Origin of the sequence: Bauldia sp. (assembly GCA_037200845.1) — a bacterium.
Classification (GTDB): Bacteria; Pseudomonadota; Alphaproteobacteria; order Rhizobiales; family Kaistiaceae; genus DASZQY01.
Genome location: JBBCGQ010000001.1, coordinates 1,322,804 through 1,339,207 on the forward strand (window position 1 = coordinate 1,322,804; position 16,404 = coordinate 1,339,207).

At 67.7% G+C, this 16,404-nt stretch carries 17 protein-coding genes; 9 read left to right on the top strand and 8 right to left on the bottom strand.

Annotated elements, in window-relative coordinates; genetic code table 11:
• Window positions 1-27 precede the first annotated feature (27 nt).
• From WDM94_06345 to WDM94_06355, 3 genes are all read right to left on the bottom strand, one after another.
• Window positions 28-684 (bottom strand): ribonuclease HII, encoded by a 657-nt coding sequence (locus WDM94_06345; GenBank protein ID MEJ0012244.1) that lies wholly within the window; start codon window positions 682-684, stop codon window positions 28-30.
• A gap of 39 nt (window positions 685-723) precedes the next feature.
• Window positions 724-1,362 carry a LysE family translocator gene (locus WDM94_06350; GenBank protein MEJ0012245.1) on the bottom strand — a complete coding sequence of 213 codons (639 nt, stop codon included), beginning with the start codon at window positions 1,360-1,362 and terminating at the stop codon, window positions 724-726.
• A gap of 296 nt (window positions 1,363-1,658) precedes the next feature.
• Entirely contained in the window at window positions 1,659-2,798 is a 1,140-nt protein-coding gene (locus WDM94_06355; protein ID MEJ0012246.1) for a PA0069 family radical SAM protein, read from the bottom strand.
• 89 nt (window positions 2,799-2,887) lie between these two features.
• Here WDM94_06355 and WDM94_06360 point away from each other — a divergent pair, with 89 nt between their 5' ends.
• Window positions 2,888-3,400 carry a glycosyltransferase gene (locus WDM94_06360; GenBank protein ID MEJ0012247.1) on the top strand — a complete coding sequence of 171 codons (513 nt, stop codon included), beginning with the start codon at window positions 2,888-2,890 and terminating at the stop codon, window positions 3,398-3,400.
• On the opposite strand, the gene moaB is transcribed toward WDM94_06360, so the two are convergent.
• The 4 genes from moaB to WDM94_06380 all read right to left on the bottom strand — a co-directional run bounded on the left by moaB (window position 3,333) and on the right by WDM94_06380 (window position 8,019).
• Window positions 3,333-3,905, bottom strand: a complete 573-nt coding sequence (gene moaB, locus WDM94_06365; GenBank protein ID MEJ0012248.1) for a molybdenum cofactor biosynthesis protein B — start codon at window positions 3,903-3,905, stop codon at window positions 3,333-3,335. The genes WDM94_06360 and moaB overlap by 68 nt on opposite strands.
• Before the next feature lie 197 nt (window positions 3,906-4,102).
• Complete coding sequence (locus tag WDM94_06370) at window positions 4,103-5,032, bottom strand: 4-(cytidine 5'-diphospho)-2-C-methyl-D-erythritol kinase (protein MEJ0012249.1); 930 nt, start codon at window positions 5,030-5,032, stop codon at window positions 4,103-4,105.
• A gap of 8 nt (window positions 5,033-5,040) precedes the next feature.
• A complete protein-coding gene (locus tag WDM94_06375) occupies window positions 5,041-6,909 on the bottom strand; it encodes a tetratricopeptide repeat protein (GenBank protein MEJ0012250.1) in 1,869 nt (622 codons plus the stop codon).
• 90 nt (window positions 6,910-6,999) lie between these two features.
• Window positions 7,000-8,019, bottom strand: a complete 1,020-nt coding sequence (locus WDM94_06380) for a polyprenyl synthetase family protein (GenBank protein ID MEJ0012251.1) — start codon at window positions 8,017-8,019, stop codon at window positions 7,000-7,002.
• Window positions 8,020-8,304: 285 nt separating this feature from the next.
• Between WDM94_06380 and WDM94_06385 the strand changes: the two genes are divergently transcribed.
• Together WDM94_06385 and WDM94_06390 are read left to right on the top strand one after the other, a co-directional pair.
• Window positions 8,305-8,541 carry a DUF2007 domain-containing protein gene (locus WDM94_06385; protein MEJ0012252.1) on the top strand — a complete coding sequence of 79 codons (237 nt, stop codon included), beginning with the start codon at window positions 8,305-8,307 and terminating at the stop codon, window positions 8,539-8,541.
• A complete protein-coding gene (locus WDM94_06390) occupies window positions 8,538-9,332 on the top strand; it encodes a methyltransferase (protein MEJ0012253.1) in 795 nt (264 codons plus the stop codon). The genes WDM94_06385 and WDM94_06390 overlap by 4 nt, the downstream gene beginning before the upstream one ends.
• Before the next feature lie 25 nt (window positions 9,333-9,357).
• Here the strand turns inward: WDM94_06390 and WDM94_06395 are convergent, their stop codons facing one another.
• Window positions 9,358-9,738: a VOC family protein gene (locus WDM94_06395; protein ID MEJ0012254.1), complete on the bottom strand. Its 381-nt coding sequence runs from the start codon at window positions 9,736-9,738 to the stop codon at window positions 9,358-9,360.
• A 171-nt stretch (window positions 9,739-9,909) separates the two neighbouring features.
• On the opposite strand from WDM94_06395, the gene WDM94_06400 reads away from it, so the two are divergent.
• The 6 genes from WDM94_06400 to WDM94_06425 all read left to right on the top strand — a co-directional run bounded on the left by WDM94_06400 (window position 9,910) and on the right by WDM94_06425 (window position 16,237).
• On the top strand, window positions 9,910-10,767 hold the full coding sequence (locus WDM94_06400) for a S49 family peptidase (GenBank protein MEJ0012255.1): 858 nt from the start codon (window positions 9,910-9,912) through the stop codon (window positions 10,765-10,767).
• 420 nt (window positions 10,768-11,187) lie between these two features.
• Entirely contained in the window at window positions 11,188-12,963 is a 1,776-nt protein-coding gene (locus WDM94_06405; protein MEJ0012256.1) for an autotransporter domain-containing protein, read from the top strand.
• A gap of 51 nt (window positions 12,964-13,014) precedes the next feature.
• Window positions 13,015-13,194, top strand: coding sequence for a hypothetical protein (locus WDM94_06410; protein ID MEJ0012257.1), 180 nt, complete (start codon window positions 13,015-13,017; stop codon window positions 13,192-13,194).
• A gap of 5 nt (window positions 13,195-13,199) precedes the next feature.
• The gene (locus WDM94_06415) at window positions 13,200-14,150 is read left to right on the top strand and encodes a glycine--tRNA ligase subunit alpha (protein MEJ0012258.1); all 951 of its coding nucleotides are present in this window, start codon (window positions 13,200-13,202) and stop codon (window positions 14,148-14,150) included.
• A gap of 2 nt (window positions 14,151-14,152) precedes the next feature.
• A complete protein-coding gene (locus WDM94_06420) occupies window positions 14,153-14,647 on the top strand; it encodes a hypothetical protein (GenBank protein MEJ0012259.1) in 495 nt (164 codons plus the stop codon).
• Between the two features lie 39 nt (window positions 14,648-14,686).
• The gene (locus tag WDM94_06425) at window positions 14,687-16,237 is read left to right on the top strand and encodes a hypothetical protein (GenBank protein MEJ0012260.1); all 1,551 of its coding nucleotides are present in this window, start codon (window positions 14,687-14,689) and stop codon (window positions 16,235-16,237) included.
• Window positions 16,238-16,404: the final 167 nt, after the last annotated feature.

The window sequence follows — 16,404 nt, forward strand, 5'->3', positions numbered from 1 at the left end:
CCGAAGGCGAGTGCGGCGCTACCGCGCCTAGAGCCCCAGCACCAGTTGCTGCTCGCGCACCGGCGCAAAACTCTGCCGGTGCTGGGCGCACGGTCCGTGCTCGCGCAGCGCCTCGAAATGCTCCGGCGTCGAATAGCCCATGTGCCGCTCGAAACCGTAGTTCGGGTACGCCCGGCCGACGTTCGCCATCAGGCGGTCGCGCGTCACCTTGGCGACGATCGAGGCCGCCGCGATCGACACTGACAGCGCGTCGCCGTCGACGATCGCCTCGGCCCGGCAGGGCAGGTCGGGCGGCAGCATGTTGCCATCGACCAGCACGTGATCGACGCCGCACGACAGCCCGCCGATCGCCCGGCTCATCGCCCATAACGAGGCGCGCAGGATGTTCATCCGGTCGATCCGAGCCCGGCTGGCGATGGCGATCGACACAGTGCCTTTCGCGAGGATCAGCTCGAACAACGCCTGCCGCTGCAGCGCCGTCAGCCGCTTGGAATCGTCGAGCCCGTCGGGATAGCCGCGCGTGAAAACCACCGCCGCCGTGACCACCGGCCCGGCGAGCGGCCCACGTCCCGCCTCGTCGACACCGGCAACCAGCCGCGCACCCTTCCGCCGTGCCCGCCGCTCGAAGCGGTCGGAGGGCGGCTCCGGCGGCGGAGCGGGAGGCGAATCACTATCCTTGGCCATGGCAGCGAGCGTGGCCGCCGCATCTTCCTCGCGCAAGCGTCAGCTCCGCCGCCCGAGGATACCGGGGGTAGCCTCGTAGATCGCGTGCAGCCCGAAGCCGATGAAAATCAGCCCCGACGCGCGCGCGATCCAGATGTCGTAGCGCGCATAGAGCCGCCGTACCCACCCCGCGCCGACGAACAGCACCACCAGAACGTCGGCCAGAACGAACCCGACGCACGCCGCTGCCAGCAACCCGGGAAACGCCGCCCAGGTCAGTGTCTCGGCCGAGCCCGACAGGAGCGCCGTAAACATCGCGATAGCCACCGGATATCCCTTCGGATTGGTCAGCCCGAACGCCAGCCCGCGGAGCAGCGGCCGCTTCGGCTCGGCGACCAGCTTGCCCGCAGCATCGCGCTTGGCACGCAGCGACGTGAACCCGAGCCAGCAGAGATAAAGGCCGCAGACGATGCCGAGCGCGTCGAAGAACGTCCGCCCGACCGAGTGCGCGCCGATGATCGCGGCGAGCGACAGCGAGGCCCACAGCACGTCGCCGGCAAAATGCCCGACCAGAAACCCCGCGGCGGCCTGGCGCCCGCGGCTGGCGCCGATGCCGAGCAGTGCCAGAAACGCCGGCCCGGGGATGATGGTGTAGGTGCCGCCGGCAATCGCGGCGGACAGCAGGATGGCGAGGGACACGACTGGGCTCCGCGGATATTTCCGCGAAGATGCCACGGCCGGGCAGGCCCAAGAAAGCGCAATCCGCCGCCGCCAATGATTCACCTCTCCCTGAGGGAGAGGTGACAAACGCTCGTCGTGCTCGTTGAGACACCCCCCAAAACGCCTCCGGCGTTTTGACCCTCCCACAAGGGGAGGGTTCATCCCTGTTGCGCAACCGCACTCCGCTTGAGCCCTCCCCTTGTGGGAGGGCCAAAACCGCAAAGCGGTTTTGGGGAGGGGTGTCTCTCCTCCCCACTGCAGGCAACACCCGCGTTCTAAGCCGCCGCCCGCCCGAACAAATCCAACTGATCCCCGGCCAAAACCGGCGGCACAAACAGATCCGTCCTGAGCCGCCGCTTCTCCGCGTTGAGCCCGAGCCGCTTGGCCGTCATCTCGAAGCGCCGCCCGATCTGCCAGGCGTACGGCCCGGCGCCGGTCATGCGCTCGCCCCACTTGGCGTCGTATTCCTTGCCGCCGCGCATCTGCTTGATGATGGTCATGACGTGCTTGGCCCGGTCGGGATATTCCCGCTCGAGAAATTCCTTGAACACGTCCTTCACCTCGAGCGGCAGGCGGAGCAGCACGTAGCCGGCTTCCTTCACGCCGGCCTCCTTGCCGGCTTCAAGGATGCGTTCCATCTCCGGCTCGTTGAGCGCCGGGATGACCGGCGCCACCATGATCGTCGTCGGCACGCCAGCCTGCGATAAGAGCCGCAGCGTCTCCAGCCGCCGGTCCGGCGTCGCCGCGCGCGGCTCCATCGCCCGCGCCAATCTGCGGTCGAGCGTGGTCACCGACAGCGCCACCTTGACCAGCCCGCGCGATGCCATGCGCGAGAGAATGTCGATGTCGCGCGTCACCAGCGCCGATTTCGTCACGATGCCGACCGGATGATTGGTGGCGTCGAGCACCTCGAGAATTTCGCGCATGATGCGGTAGCGCCGCTCGATCGGCTGATAGGGATCGGTGTTGGTGCCGATCGCCATGGTGCGCACCTCGTAGCCCGGCGCCGCCAGCTCTTTTTCGAGCAGCTTCGCCGCGCCCGGCTTGGCGAACAGCTTTGTTTCGAAATCGAGCGCCGGCGACAGGCCCATGTAGGCATGCGTCGGCCGCGCGAAGCAGTAGGTGCAGCCGTGCTCGCAGCCGCGATACGGGTTGATCGACCGGTCGAAGGAAATGTCGGGAGACTCGTTCCGCGTGATGATCTTGCGCGGCGTCTCCTCCTGCACCTCCGTCTTGAACGGCGGCAGGATGTCGAGCGAGTTCCAGCCGTCATCGACCAGGTGCCGCGACTGCGGCTCGAAACGGCCGGACCGGTTGCTTTCCGCGCCCCGCCCGCGGATGCGGTCGGGGTCGACGCGGACGCCGACCGAGTCGTCGCCGGGCTCCAGATAGTCGCTGATCTTGTGCGTCTCCATGAATGTATTCCTATCAGCCGGACGGGAACAAAGCAAGAACAAATGCCCGTGATTTCCCATCGGGCCTTGCCCGGCCTATATCGGCGGCCATGATCACCGCGATCATCGAAACACGGAACGACGAGGTCGGCCTGGCCCGCACGCTGGCTGCGCTGGTGCCGGCCGCGACCGAGGGCGTCGTCCGTCAGGTGGTGGTGATCGACCACGGTTCAAGCGACGGCACGCTGATCGTCGCCGATACCGCCGGCTGCACCATCATCGAAGCCGCCAAAGTGGCGGGCGATCCGCGCCATATCGCGGCCGAAGGCGCGCGTGGCGACTGGCTGCTGTTCCTGTCGCCGCTTGCGAGCCTCGCGCCGGGCTGGCAGGGGCAGGCGATGGCGTTCATCGATCAAGCGCTGGTCACGGGCCGCGCGCAGTCGCGCGTCGCGCACATTCGCGGCGGCGGCGTGGCTCAGGGCTGGTGGGGCAGGATCCGCGCGCTGGTCTCGAAGGGCGAAGGCCGCCTGATCGCGAAGACGGCGTACCTCGCGGCTACTTCGTCTTCTTCGCCGCTTTCCGCACCTTCGTCCGTTTCAGGTGCTCGTCGAGGCGCGGCATGATCTCGACGAAGTTGCACGGCTCCTGCCGGTAGTCGAACTGGCGGACCAGGATGCCGTCCCAGGCGTCCTTGCAGGCGCCGGTAGAGCCGGGCAGCACGAAAACGAATTTGCCCTTGGCCAGCCCCGCCGTCGCCCGCGACTGGATCGTCGACGTGCCGATCTTGTCGTAGCTGATCCTGTGGAAGATCGCCTCGAACCCATCCATCCGCTTCTCGAACAGCGGCTCGATCGCCTCCGGCGTCACGTCGCGGCCGGTAAAGCCGGTGCCGCCGGTGGTCAGGATGACGTCGACATCCTTGTCCTTCAGCCACTTCTTCACCTGCTTGCGGATCTTCGCCGCATCGTCGGTGGTGAGCGCCCGGTCGGCAAGGATATGCCCGGCCGCCGTGATGCGTTCGGCGAGCGTCGCGCCCGACCGGTCGTCGGCGAGCGTGCGCGAGTCTGAGACCGCCAGCACCGCGAAGCGGACGGGCACGAAAGGCTTGGGGGCAGGGGCGTCGTTCATGGCTTTCATTCTACCACCTATGTCGTCCCCGCGAAGGCAGCCTCCCAACCCCTGTCATCCTTCGGCGAGGCCGGAGGCATCGACCGCAGGACCAGCCGCAACGATCGCCCTGCTGAAGCTGGTCCTCCGGTAGGGGCTTCGCGCCGCCGAAGGATGACGTTTGCGGGTATGCGGCACCACGTCGCTGGCCCCCACCGCTACGACGCCAGCGTCATCGCCGCCGTAACAAACCAGTTCGGTCGCGCGTCCCGCAGCCTCACCGCCGCCCGCTCCGCCGCATCGAGCGTCACGAATATGCCGAACGCCGCCGCGCCTGAGCCCGACATGCGTGCGAACAGGCAGTCCGGATCGCGCATGATGGCCTTGGCCGCCGAGGCTGCCGCCTTGTTCACCGCCGCCGCCGGCTCGGCGAGATCGTTCCGCGCCTGCCGCAGCCAGAAGATCACCTCGAGCAGCGAGGTGAATTTCGCCGGCATCGGCGGCATCGGTGTCCGTTCGGCCGCGGCGAGCGCGTTGAAAACGTCGCGCGTCGAGACCGCGACGCCCGGGTGCGCGATGACGATCGGCAGCGCCGGCATGCCGGTCATCTGGGTGAGCTGCTCGCCGATACCGCGCGCCACCAGCGGCCGCGAGGCGAGGCACATGGCGACGTCGGCGCCGAGCCTCAGGCAGATGCGCTGCATGTCGGCCTCGCTCATGCCGAGGTTCCATTCGCGCGCCAGCAGACGGATAGTCGCCGCGGCGTCGGCCGAGCCGCCGCCGAGCCCGGCCGCGACGGGGATGCGCTTCACCAGCGTAACCCACGCCGGCGGCGGGGCGCGCCTGCCGGCGACCCGCATCAGTTCGGCCGCCGCGCGGATGGCGAGGTTGTCGGCCGGCGGCGTTCCTTCCTTCAGCTTCGCGGCAAACGGCCCGCGCACGCTGAGATGCATGCGCCCGTCGTCGGAGGGCAGCGTGCTGACAATGTCGGCATAGTCGGCGAACACGACCAGCGACTCGATCTGATGGTAGCCGTCGGTGCGCCGGCCAAGCACGTGCAGCGCCAGATTGATCTTGGCGTACGCCAGCTCGCTGCCGGGCGCCCCCTCGCTGATCGCGTCTTCTATGGCCTTGGCGAGCGCGTCCAAATGCAGCGTCAGTTAACGCTCGCCGGCATGTCCAGGGTCATGCCGGGGTAGATGATGTCGGGGTTGTTGATGCGGTGGCGGTTGGCCTCGTAGAGGCGATTGTACTGTTCGCCGTCGCCCAGCACGCGCAGTGCAATCGCCCACAGGCTCTCGCCCTTGCCGACCTTGATCGAGCCGTCGCTCGAGATCGGCGACAGCGTCGATGCGTTGTCGAGCCCATGCTCGAGCTTCTGCAGAATTTTCGGCAGATCTTCCTTCTCGGGGCTGGAGTCGCGCGCGTGCGCCCACTGGAAGTAGGCCTCGCGCTTGCGCCCCACCGACCAGTAGACGTCGCCGAGATGATCGTTGATCGTCGCGTCGCCGCCCTTGAGCTCGATCGCGTTCTCCAGCGTCGTGACGGCCTCGCCGTCGCGCTTCAGCCGGTGATAGGCCCAGCCGAGGCTGTCGACGATGTAGCCGTCGTTGGGCGACAGCGACACCGCCTTCTTGATCATGTCGAGCGCTTCGTCGAGGTTCTCGCCGCGGTCGACCCACGAGTAGCCGAGATAGTTGAGCACCTGCGGCTGGTCGGGGTTGAGCGCCAGCGCCTGCTTGAAGTCGGCTTCCGCCTGCGGCCACTGCTTGGAGCGCTCCAGCGCCACGCCGCGATAATAAAAGATGCGCCAGTCCGCCTTCTCCGGCGTGCCGACCGCCTTGATGCCGCGCGTGTAGGCGTCAGCGGCGTCGGCAAAGCGGTTGTTCGAGCGGTAGATGTTGCCGAGCTCGATCGACGCCTCGATGTCGTCCGGGTCGACAGCGACCACGCGCTCGATCGCGCGCGCGCCTTCGTCCGGCTTGTCGAGCGTCGCCAGGCACGATCCCGTCTGGATGTCGGCGTTGCGCCGGATGTTCGCCGTCTTCGGCACCTGGTCGTAAAGCTTGATCGCATCCTCGCAGCGGTTGACCGACTGGAAGATGTCGCCGATGGCCTCGACCGCAAGATAGTCGCCGACGTCGAGGTAGGCGGAGAGCCGCAGATAAGCTGCCGGCAGTTCCGGGCCGTCATCGACGCCGATCGCGGAGCCGAGGCCGTAAAGCGCCTCGGCGACGCCGGAGTTGACGCTTGTCACCAGCGGCGGCAGCGACTTGCCGTCCTTGATGTCGGCGAGGATGTAGCGCAGTTCCGGATGGCGCGGCGTGTCGCCGCCGAATGCCTTGAGCGCGCGGATCGCTTCGTCGCGCTCGCCGTTCCGCGACAGGATGCGCGCATAGGCCACCACGATCCGCAACGCCGAGGCGTCGTCGATGTACGCCTGCTTGATCGAAGCCGCCGCCTCGCTGGTGCGGCCGGCCGCGTCGAGGATCAGCGCCGTGTGGAAATCCTTGAAGATCTTGTACCAGTCCGGCCCCGAGAGGTTGGCGACCGTCTTCACCGCGTCATCGACCTTGCCGTCGCCGAACTGCACCCACGCCTGGATCAGCCCGGACGTCATGGTCGCGAGCTCCGCCGGCCCGATCTTCCTGATCACGTCGACGGCGTCCGCGTTCTTGCCCTGCTTCAGCGCCTTGACCGCCAGCGACAGGCGCCCGGCCGGGTTGGATTCATCGACCCCGATCAGCCGCGACGCCAGCGCGAAGGCTTGGTCGAGATCGTTGTTGGCGAGGCTGAGCAGCAGCAGCCGCTCGGTCAGCGCCGGATTGTCCGGGTCGGCGATCAGCGCGTCGCTGTAGAAGTGGACGGCCGCGCCGATGTCGCGCGCCTGGTCGGCGCTGCGCCCGGCGAGGTAGCTGCCCGAGAACGTCGGCGGCATCCCGCCGCCCAGCGCGGCGAATGCCGTGCCCGGCAGCGCGATGGCGGCTGCGGCGAGGACGAGGCGGAAACGGTGCGAAATGCGCATGGGGACCTTCCCAACTTCCGCGAGAAACAATCGAGAGACAGCCGCAGGATGGCGATTTTACGCGCCCGTCGCAAGCGCCGCGCGCGAGCCCTAGCTGACGCGGGCGATGCAGAAATCCACGGCTTCGAGCAGCGCGGCCTTGTGTGCCGAATCGGGGAAGGGCGCGAGCGCATCCCGCGCCACCGAGCCAAAATGCCGCGCCCGCTCGATTGTGTCGTCGATCGCCCGGCTGCCGCGGATCAATTTGATCGCCCGCTCGAGGTCGCCGTCGCCGATCTCGCCCTTCTCCAGCGCCTTCTTCCAGAACGTCCGGTCGGCATCGGTGCCGCGGCGGTAGGAGAGAACGACGGGCAGGGTGATCTTGCCCTCGCGGAAATCGTCGCCGACGCGCTTGCCGAGGTCCGACGACGACCCGCCGTAGTCCAGTGCATCGTCGACAAGCTGGAACGCCAGCCCGAGGTTGGTGCCATATGAGCGGAACGCCGCCCGCTCGGCCCGGCCGAGCCCGGCGAGCACCGGCCCGACCTCGGCTGCCGCGGAGAAAAGCGCCGCGGTCTTGGCCTGGATCACGGCCAGATATTCGTCCTCGGTCGTGGCGGTGTTCTTGGCCGCGCCGAGCTGCATCACCTCGCCCTCGGCGATGATCGAGGCGGCGTTGGACAGAATCTCCAGCGCGTCGAGCGAGCCGACCTCGACCATCATCTTGAACGCCTGCCCGAGCAGGAAGTCGCCAACCAGCACGCTCGCCTGGTTGCCCCACACCATGCGCGCCGCCGCCTTGCCGCGCCGGAGGTCGCTTTCGTCGACCACGTCGTCGTGCAGCAGCGTCGCGGTGTGCATGAACTCGACGCTCGCCGCGAGCTTCACCCGGCCGTCGCCCTCGTAGCCGCACATCCCGGCGGCCGCGAGGGTCAGCATCGGCCGCAGCCGCTTGCCGCCGCTATCGATCAGGTGCCGCGCAATCTCGGGGATGAGCTCGACGTTGGACCCGGCGCGCGCGAGGATGATCTCGTTGACGCGCTCCATCGGCTCGCGCGTCAGCCTGACCAGCGGCTCAATGCTCGCCCCGGCCTTCCGCTTGCCTTCCTCGAGTGGAACCACAACGCCCAAGAAGCACACTCCACGATTGTTCTGGACGTGAGATTAGGGACCCGGGACCGAAGGGACAAGCACCGTAGATCGGGAGAGACACCCCTCCCCAAAACGCCTTCGGCAAGGGGAGGGGTTCGCCCCGTTGAAACGCCACGCGCCAACAAATCCGCTTGAGCCCTCCCCTTGCGGGAGGCCAAACCGCATCGCGGTTTGGGGAGGGGTGTCTCTCATCCTCCAGGACTTCCCGACCTCGCCGGCACCCGAAAAATTGCCACCACCCCCACAACATCGTACCAACACCGGATGGAAGAACTCCTCCGCACCAACGATCTGGTCCTCATCTCCTTCGTCGAGGCGCTGCTTCGCGACGCCGGCATCGAGCCGTGGGTCGCCGACCAGAACATGAGCATCATCGAGGGCTCCCTCGGCGTGCTGCCCCGCCGCATCATGGTCCCGGCCGACGACGTCGCGCAGGCCCGCCGCGTCCTCACCGACGCCGGCATCGGCGCCGAGCTGGAGAAGCCCAAGGCCAGGAAATGAGCGGCCACCTGCCGCGTCACGTCGATGCGTTCCTCGGCGGGCGTATCGAGGCGCTGCAGCCGGAAGGCCACCACCACGCCGGCCTCGAGGCCATGCTGCTGTCCGCCGCGGTCCCGTCGGATTTCGCCGGCAGCGTGATCGACCTCGGCGCGGGCGCAGGGATCGCCGGCATGGCCGTCGCCGCCCGCGCCCCCCACGCCGAGGTGACGCTGGTCGAACGCGACGCCACCGCCATCGCCGCCGCCCGCGAGTCTCTGGCCCGTCCCGGCAACGCCGCCTTCGCCGCCCGCGTGACAATCGTTGCCACCGACATCGCCGCTCCGGAAGCCGAACGCATCGCCGCCGGCCTCGGCCGCGCCTTCGCCGATATCGTCGTGATGAACCCGCCGTTCCGCGACCCGAACGCCGGCACGAAATCCCCGCACGCCGAACGCCGCGCCGCCCACGTGCTGGAGGAGGGCGCGCTCGACGCCTGGGTCCGCACCGCCGCCTCGGCCCTGAAGCCCGGCGGCCACATCGTCATCATCTTCCGCGCCGACGGCCTCGGCGAAATCCTCACGGCGCTGGCCGGCCGCTTCGGCGCCGTCGCGATCCTGCCGATCCACCCGCGCGCCGCGCTCGCCGCCGGCCGCATCCTGGTCGCCGCCGAGAAGGGCAGCAACGCTCCAAGCCGCATCCTCCCGGGCCTCACCCTTCACACCGACACCGGCAACACCTATCTGCCGGAAGCCGAACGCCTGCTCCGCCACGGCGCCAGCCTGTCGGACGTGCATCCCTCCTGGAGCTTATGAGCGCCGGAAACCCTATTGTCGGCGATCAGGCAGCGCGTTTCATCCGGGCGAAAACATTGACGACGTTGCCGTCGGGATCACGCAGCAACATAGAGCGGTTGCCCCAGGGCATGTCAGTCGGCGGCATGGCATAGTCGATAGTTGCGTCCCCCAACCTGCTCCGCACCGCGTCGACGTCATCGACCTGGAACTCGATCATCGCGGAACGATTGGCGGCGGCAACAGCCGCTCCGGCGTTGAACTGCTTGACCAATCGCTCAGACGATATGGCGAGCGCCGCGCCGCTGAACCGAAATTCCGCGAACTCCGGGCTTGGGCGTGTCGCCTGAACTCCGGTGAGTACGGAATAGAAGGACGCAAGGCCGTCGACGTTGTTCGTGACAAGTCTGACTGAGGCGAGGTTCATTTTGGATCTCCCGTTGAACCGAGCCTGGGCCGCACGGCCGTCAGTTTCCGGCAGCAGGCCGCGAGCGTCGAACCCGATCGCGCCTTTCGCTGCAATGTTGGCAGCACTATCTCTGGCAGGCGACGACCATCCGTTCTGGCTGAGATAGCGGCGGACGTAAGGGAGTGACCCATGTCCATATTCGCCAATTTAATCCCGCAACGCTTCCGGAACGACGCCCCGATCATCCCGCTCGTGCGCCTGAGCGGCGCCATCGGCGCCTCGTCGGGGCTGCGCTCAGGCGGCTTGTCTCTCGCAGGCATCGAGCAGGCGCTGGCAAAAGCCTTCGCGGTGAAGAAAGCCCCGGCCGTCGCGCTGCTGATAAATTCGCCCGGCGGCGCCGCGGTGCAGTCACATCTCATCTTCAAGCGCATCCGCGCGCTCGCCGAGGAGAAGGGCAAGAAGGTCATCGTCGCGGTCGAGGACGTCGCCGCTTCCGGCGGCTACATGATCGCCGCTGCCGGCGACGAGATCGTGGTCGACGCCAGTTCCATCGTCGGCTCGATCGGCGTGCTGTTCTCGGGCTTCGGCTTCACCGGCCTGATCGACAAGCTCGGCATCGAGCGCCGCGTCCATACCGCCGGCCAGTCGAAGGCGATGCTCGATCCCTTCCGTCCGGAGAAGGAAGAAGACGTCGCGCGCCTCAAGGCGATGCAGGCCGACGTCCACGCGGGCTTCATCGCGCTGGTGAAAAGCCGCCGCCCGCAACTGATCGACGACCCCGATCTTTTCACCGGCGCCTTCTGGTCCGGCGCCCGCGCCGTCGAGCTCGGCCTTGCCGATCGCGTCGGCGACCTCCGCCAGGTGCTGCGCGAAAAATACGGCGACAGGGTCCGCGTGCTGGCCATCCCGACGCAGAAGACCGGCTGGCTCCGCCGCCGCCTCGGCATGAGCGGCAGCTACGAGTCCGCCAGCCTGATCTCGACCATTGCCGACCGCGTCATCGCGATCGTGGAGGAGCGCCTCCTCTGGAACCGCTTCGGGCTCTAGGTGCCCGACTTGCGCTCCACGTGAGCCCTCCCCCTGCGGGAGGGCGCGGTTTTGGGGAGGGTGTCCGTCGTCCTCACGATTCTTTTTCAGGGGCGAGGCGAAAAACTGGCATCGCACGCCCTCCTTCGTCGTCCCCGCGAAGGCGGGGACCCAGTAAGCACAGCACCAGCAGCGTGTACTGGATGCCCGCCTGCGCGGGCATGACATCACGGGGATGCCGGGATCGTTGGCGGATCGTCCTCATCGGCTGAGTGGCCGTTCACGCGGCCGTCGCACTCCGCTGGGTTGCAAGCCAATCCCGGTCACGCCTCCCGTTAAGATTGCGGAAACCATACCAATGCATCCTGTTAAAAACACCGATGGCATATCTATCGGTAAACCGAGGAAACGCATTTGTCCGCGCGCCGAGGCTTGTACGAATTGCGCGCCGCCGCAGCGCTGGCAGCAATCTTCGCCTCGCCGGCGGCCTTCGCCTCGACGGGCTGCACCAGCGTCAACAACGGCGACTTCGACCTCAACGGCATCGTCGCGCTGGGTGCCAATGTGGGTGGCGACTTCGACGCAGGCGATAGCCTCCGCTTCGCCACCACCGGCAACGCCGGCCTGTTCACCTTGCTGCGCGTCGGCCTTCCCTCGGTCCAGATTCTGACGTGGACCGGCGCGGATAGCGGCGACTACCCTATCCCGACGACCGGCACCTACGCCTTCGTCACCGCCCTCACGCTCGGCCAGCTTCTGCCGCTGCCGATCGCCCCGGCGACACTGACCGTGACCTGCACCGCCGCGCCGCCGCCTGATCCCGGCAACCCGGATCCGGGCAACCCCGATCCCGGAAATCCCGATCCCGGCAATCCCGATCCCGGCAATCCCGATCCAGGCAATCCGGACCCGGGAAATCCGGACCCGGGAAATCCCGATCCCGGCAACCCTGATCCCGGCAACCCCGACCCGGGCAATCCGGACCCCGGCAACCCGGATCCCGGTCCCAACGGCACCGCCATCGCGGCGCGAGTCGATCGCCTCCTCGCCGGCGGCCTCTTCGGCGCCGCCGACGACGCCACCGCGACATCGCCCATCGCCACCGACATCCGCCGCGACTTCCTCGTCACCCGCGAAGCTCAGTTCCAGAACCGCGTCACCGCGCTCGAGCTGCTCTACGCCGTCGATCCCTCCGACGCGCTGGTTTCCGGCAAGCTCGTCGACGCCCGCCTCCGCCTCGCCGCCATCCGCCGCGAGCTGGGGCAGGGGGGCGCTCCCGCTCCGGTCGCTCCGCCCGCGGCGATGCCATGGGTCGATCCCGCGCCGACGGCCTCGGTCGCGCCGGCCGCAAGCGCCGCGTCGATGATGGCGAACGGCGACGGCATGGCGCTGAAGCTGCGCCCGTCGCCCGGCGTAGAGACGAGCCTCGTCTACCGCCAGATGACCGACACCGGCGCCGACGCCATGCGCGGCTGGACCGTCACCGGCACACAGTCGTTCGACGCGCCGGCGAGCGGCGCGCTCAGCGGCGGCCTGTTCGCGACATTGCGCTATTCCTCCGCCGACGGCGACGGCGCCGTGACGCGGACCACCGCCTATGGCGTCGGTGTCCGCACCGCCATCGCCCTTGGCGGCCGCCTCGCGCTCCGCGCCAGCGCGCAATACGAGCGCGGCGACAACACCGCCACCGTCGACTCCGCCACCGGCACCTTCGCCTCGGACCGCCTCAAGATGACGGCCGACCTGTCCGGCTCGGCCTGGATCGGAGCGATGCGTCTCACCCCGCACCTCGGTGTTTCGTACGAGGAGATGTGGCGCGCGTCCTACACCGACAGCGCCGCGACGCTCATCCCCGGCGCCCATTCGGCCGCCGCAAAAATCATCGCGGAAAACGAGATCGCGTACTCACTTGCGCTCCGGACTTTTCCCCGTCTTCTGACGCTGCATCCATACGTTCGCGGCGGGTTCGAATGGACGCTATCGCCGGAGGAGATTCTCTATCGGGCAGGCGGCGGTTTCCGGCTGTATTGGGCGGCGCAGGCGTGGCTCGCCCTTTCCGGCGTATATTTCCAGAGTGGCAGCGGCAATGGCTACGAGGCCGGCGCGGAACTCAATCTGCCGCTGTTCCAGGACTCCGGCGGCACCCTGCAGGTCGCCGCCAACGCCGGCTCGAGCGGCGCCTCGGCGAGCGCCCGCGCTATTCTGCCCCTCCACTAGCCGGTCGGTTCTGCTATATCCGCCCCCACGCAGTTCAGGGGAGCCGCCACATTGGACCAGGAAAACGAGCGTTACAAACGCGCGCCCAGCCGCCGCAGCAAGACTCCGCCGGTCAAGCGCATCACGATTTCCGATGAAGCCGCAAAGGCTTATGAGAAGCTGGTGAAGGAGCGCGACGAGAAGCAGCGCGATTACGCCCGCCACCTCTCAGCCGACAACAAGCCGCGTTAACTACGGTGCCGACCGATCTCCGGCCGACCCGTTCCTTTCAGGACCTGATCCTGACGCTCCAGCGATTCTGGGCGGCGCAAGGCTGCGTCATCCTCCAGCCCTACGACGTCGAGATGGGCGCCGGCACTTTCCATCCCGCCACCACGCTGCGATCGCTCGGCCCCAAGCCCTGGCGCGCCGCCTACGTCCAGCCCTCGCGCCGCCCGAAAGACGGGCGCTACGGCGAGAACCCCAACCGCCTGCAGCACTACTATCAGTTCCAGGTGATCATAAAGCCGTCGCCGCCCGACCTGCAGGAGCTCTACCTCGCTTCGCTCAAGGCGATCGGCCTCGACATGGCGCTCCACGACGTCCGCTTCGTCGAGGACGATTGGGAGAGCCCGACGCTCGGAGCCTGGGGCCTCGGGTGGGAATGCTGGTGCGACGGCATGGAGGTCTCGCAGTTCACCTACTTCCAGCAGGTGGCGGGCCAGGAATGCGTCCCCGTGTCGGGTGAACTGACCTACGGCCTCGAGCGCCTTGCGATGTACGTGCAGGGCGTCGACAACGTCTACGACCTCAACTTCAACGGCGGCGACAACGACAAGGTCACCTACGGGGACATCTTCCTCCAGGCCGAGCAGGAATACTCGCGGCACAATTTCGAATACGCCGACACGGCGATGCTGTTCGAGCAGTTCAAGATGGCCGAAGGCGCGTGCCGCAAGTATCTCGACGATGGCAAGCGCGCCGGAGAAGAGGCGAGGAGCGCCGCAGGCGCGACCGGGACGGAAGCAAGACATCTGATGGTCCTGCCGGCCTACGACCAGTGCATCAAGGCAAGCCACGCGTTCAACCTGCTCGATGCGCGCGGCGTCGTCGCGGTGACCGAGCGGCAGAGCTACATCCTGCGCGTCCGCGAATTGGCGAAGGCGTGCGGCGAGGCGTGGCTGCACACCGCGGGCGGGGGCGCCTGAGGGTGGCGTTCAAGCCCAAGAAGCGGCCCCCGCCGAAGCCGCCGGCAAAGCCCGCACCGAGAAAGCGCGCGACCGAAACGGTCGCCTCCGAGCACCGTATCGCCATCACCGGCGTGGCGCTTGCCGTCGGCTACGGCCGCGACCGCACCGAGCGCATGGAACTTCGCGGCACCGCGACGCTGAATGCCAGCGCCGCGGGCGGCGGCACGCGTACCACCGGCTTCGTCGCGCTGGCGCTGAAGAAGGGCGCCAAGATCGCCAACCGCGTCAGCTACGCGCCGGCCTCGCTCAACCGCAATCTCGCCTTCACGCTTTACGTGGACGAAGCCGACCTGGCGCTTCTGCGCGAGGTGTTCGTGACCGGCACGGGACCGGAGGCGGCCGACCCCGCACTCATCTTCTGGGCTCGCACCGTGGCGGCGCTGGATGTCGGCACCGCGGCCACCGAACCGGTGACCGAGTTCGGCTTCCGCCTCGATTTTGCGCCCGGTAACTAACCCAGCCTTAACCGTGAAGGCCTATCCGATGGAGGGACAATGTCCCTCGATCAGGTTGCCCGCCCGGATTCGTTTCAGGCTCCTCGCCTGAAGCAGGTTGCGCTTGTCATGCCGCTGGCGCTGCTCCTCCTATGGACTGCCGCCGTCCGGCTTCCCTTTTATGCGGCGACCAACGGCGACGAATATTTCTTCTCGGTGATCGCCGATCAATGGCTGCACGGCGGCCTGCCGTACGTCGCGACGTTCGACATCAAGCCGCCCGGCCTATTTCTGATCTTTGCGGTCGTGCAGGAATTTTTCGGCGCCTCCTACGCCACCTTCAAGGGCATGGAGATCGTCGCCGTGGCGCTCGGGGCCGGGGCACTCTATGCGCCTCTGAAGACACTCGCGACGCGCCGGCTGGCGATCTGGGTCGCCATTCTCTACCCCGTCTACACGCTGGCATTCGAGGGTGCCGCCGCCGTCAATATGCTGCTGCAACTGCCGCTGATAATCTTGAGCTTCGGTGCCGTCATGTCGGCCGTCCGCGACGTCGCCACGGCCTCCGACCGCTTGCGCTACGCATTTCTCGCCGGCCTTGCGATCGGCGCCGCCGGCATGATCAAGCAGACGGCGGTCTTCGAAGCCGCCGCCGTGTTCCTGGCGATCTGCCTGTTCGGCGAACGCGGCATGCGCATCCGCATGCTCGCGCTGTTCGTCGCCGGCGCAGCGGTGCCCGCGGCAGTCTTCAGCACATACTTCCTCGCCGTTGGGCATTTCGGCGAGATGTTCCAGGCGGTGGTCGTGCTCGCCTTGCAGCGGATCGACGACAGTGTCGCCTCGGCTTACGGCCCTGACATGGCGCGCTATCTGACATTCCCCGGCGCGATGGAGAATGCCCTGCTGCGATCCGCGACCGTTATTTTCCTGTGGGGCGGCGCGCTCTTCGCCGTACTGCGCCTGGCGCGGATCCGCCGCGCGGTGCCCGCCCGCATGCTCGCGATCTCCGGCCTCTGGCTTGGCGCCGGCTTCCTCAGCGCGGCCGCCGGCCGGCTGCTCTGCGACTACTATCTGCTGACGATCGTGCCGCCACTGCTGATCGTGGCCGGCGCCTTCTACTGCTACGGCCTCGACGTCCGGCCGCAACGGGCAGGTCGCGCGTTTCTGGCATCGGTGTTCGCCGGCATCGCGATGCTCGGCTACGCCGAGCACCGCACGTTGTTCGACTTCGCCAAGTATCAGGCGGAGCACGACCTCGTCAGCCGTACCGCCGACGCGATCCGTGACCTCGGTCTGGCACCGGCGGACAAGCTTCTGGTCCTCAATCGCGGCCTCGCGCTCCATGTCGAAACCGGCGCCCGCCCGCCGTCGAAATATTTCCACGGGACCCATCTCCTCAGTCCGTTCAGGACGCCCTCGGCCGATCCGCTTGCCGAAGCGCTAGCGACCAATCCGCGTTTCATCGTGCTCGCCGACCCATCGCTGCGGCTCCTTGCCGAGACGCCGGCGCGCTACCGGCAGGCGCTGGACTACCTGGCGCAGCACTACCGCGCGGCGACGGTGGTGAAAGGCACTCTGGACACCTACGTCGTCTATGAATTCCGCGGCTGAGGCGGGGTAGCCGCGGCGCGGTTCTGTGCTAGAAAGCGCCGCGCTTTCCCGCCCGAAGAACCGGCATGCCCGACCTCCTGCTCGAACTGTTCTCCGAAGAGATTCCGGCCCGCCCCGTTCGCCCGCAGCGCCGAAGGCGCGAGGACGGACAACTTTGTGACCGCATG

Excerpts from the sequence above, each read along its gene's own strand:
- WDM94_06345 (MEJ0012244.1), bottom strand. The coding sequence starts at position 684 with ATGGCCAAGGATAGTGATTCGCCTCCCGCTCCGCCGCCGGAGCCGCCC.
- WDM94_06355 (MEJ0012246.1), bottom strand. The coding sequence starts at position 2,798 with ATGGAGACGCACAAGATCAGCGACTATCTGGAGCCCGGCGACGACTCG.
- WDM94_06360 (MEJ0012247.1), top strand. The coding sequence starts at position 2,888 with ATGATCACCGCGATCATCGAAACACGGAACGACGAGGTCGGCCTGGCC.
- moaB (MEJ0012248.1), bottom strand. The coding sequence starts at position 3,905 with ATGAACGACGCCCCTGCCCCCAAGCCTTTCGTGCCCGTCCGCTTCGCG.
- WDM94_06375 (MEJ0012250.1), bottom strand. The coding sequence starts at position 6,909 with ATGCGCATTTCGCACCGTTTCCGCCTCGTCCTCGCCGCAGCCGCCATC.
- WDM94_06385 (MEJ0012252.1), top strand. The coding sequence starts at position 8,305 with ATGGAAGAACTCCTCCGCACCAACGATCTGGTCCTCATCTCCTTCGTC.
- WDM94_06390 (MEJ0012253.1), top strand. The coding sequence starts at position 8,538 with ATGAGCGGCCACCTGCCGCGTCACGTCGATGCGTTCCTCGGCGGGCGT.
- WDM94_06395 (MEJ0012254.1), bottom strand. The coding sequence starts at position 9,738 with ATGAACCTCGCCTCAGTCAGACTTGTCACGAACAACGTCGACGGCCTT.
- WDM94_06400 (MEJ0012255.1), top strand. The coding sequence starts at position 9,910 with ATGTCCATATTCGCCAATTTAATCCCGCAACGCTTCCGGAACGACGCC.
- WDM94_06425 (MEJ0012260.1), top strand. The coding sequence starts at position 14,687 with ATGTCCCTCGATCAGGTTGCCCGCCCGGATTCGTTTCAGGCTCCTCGC.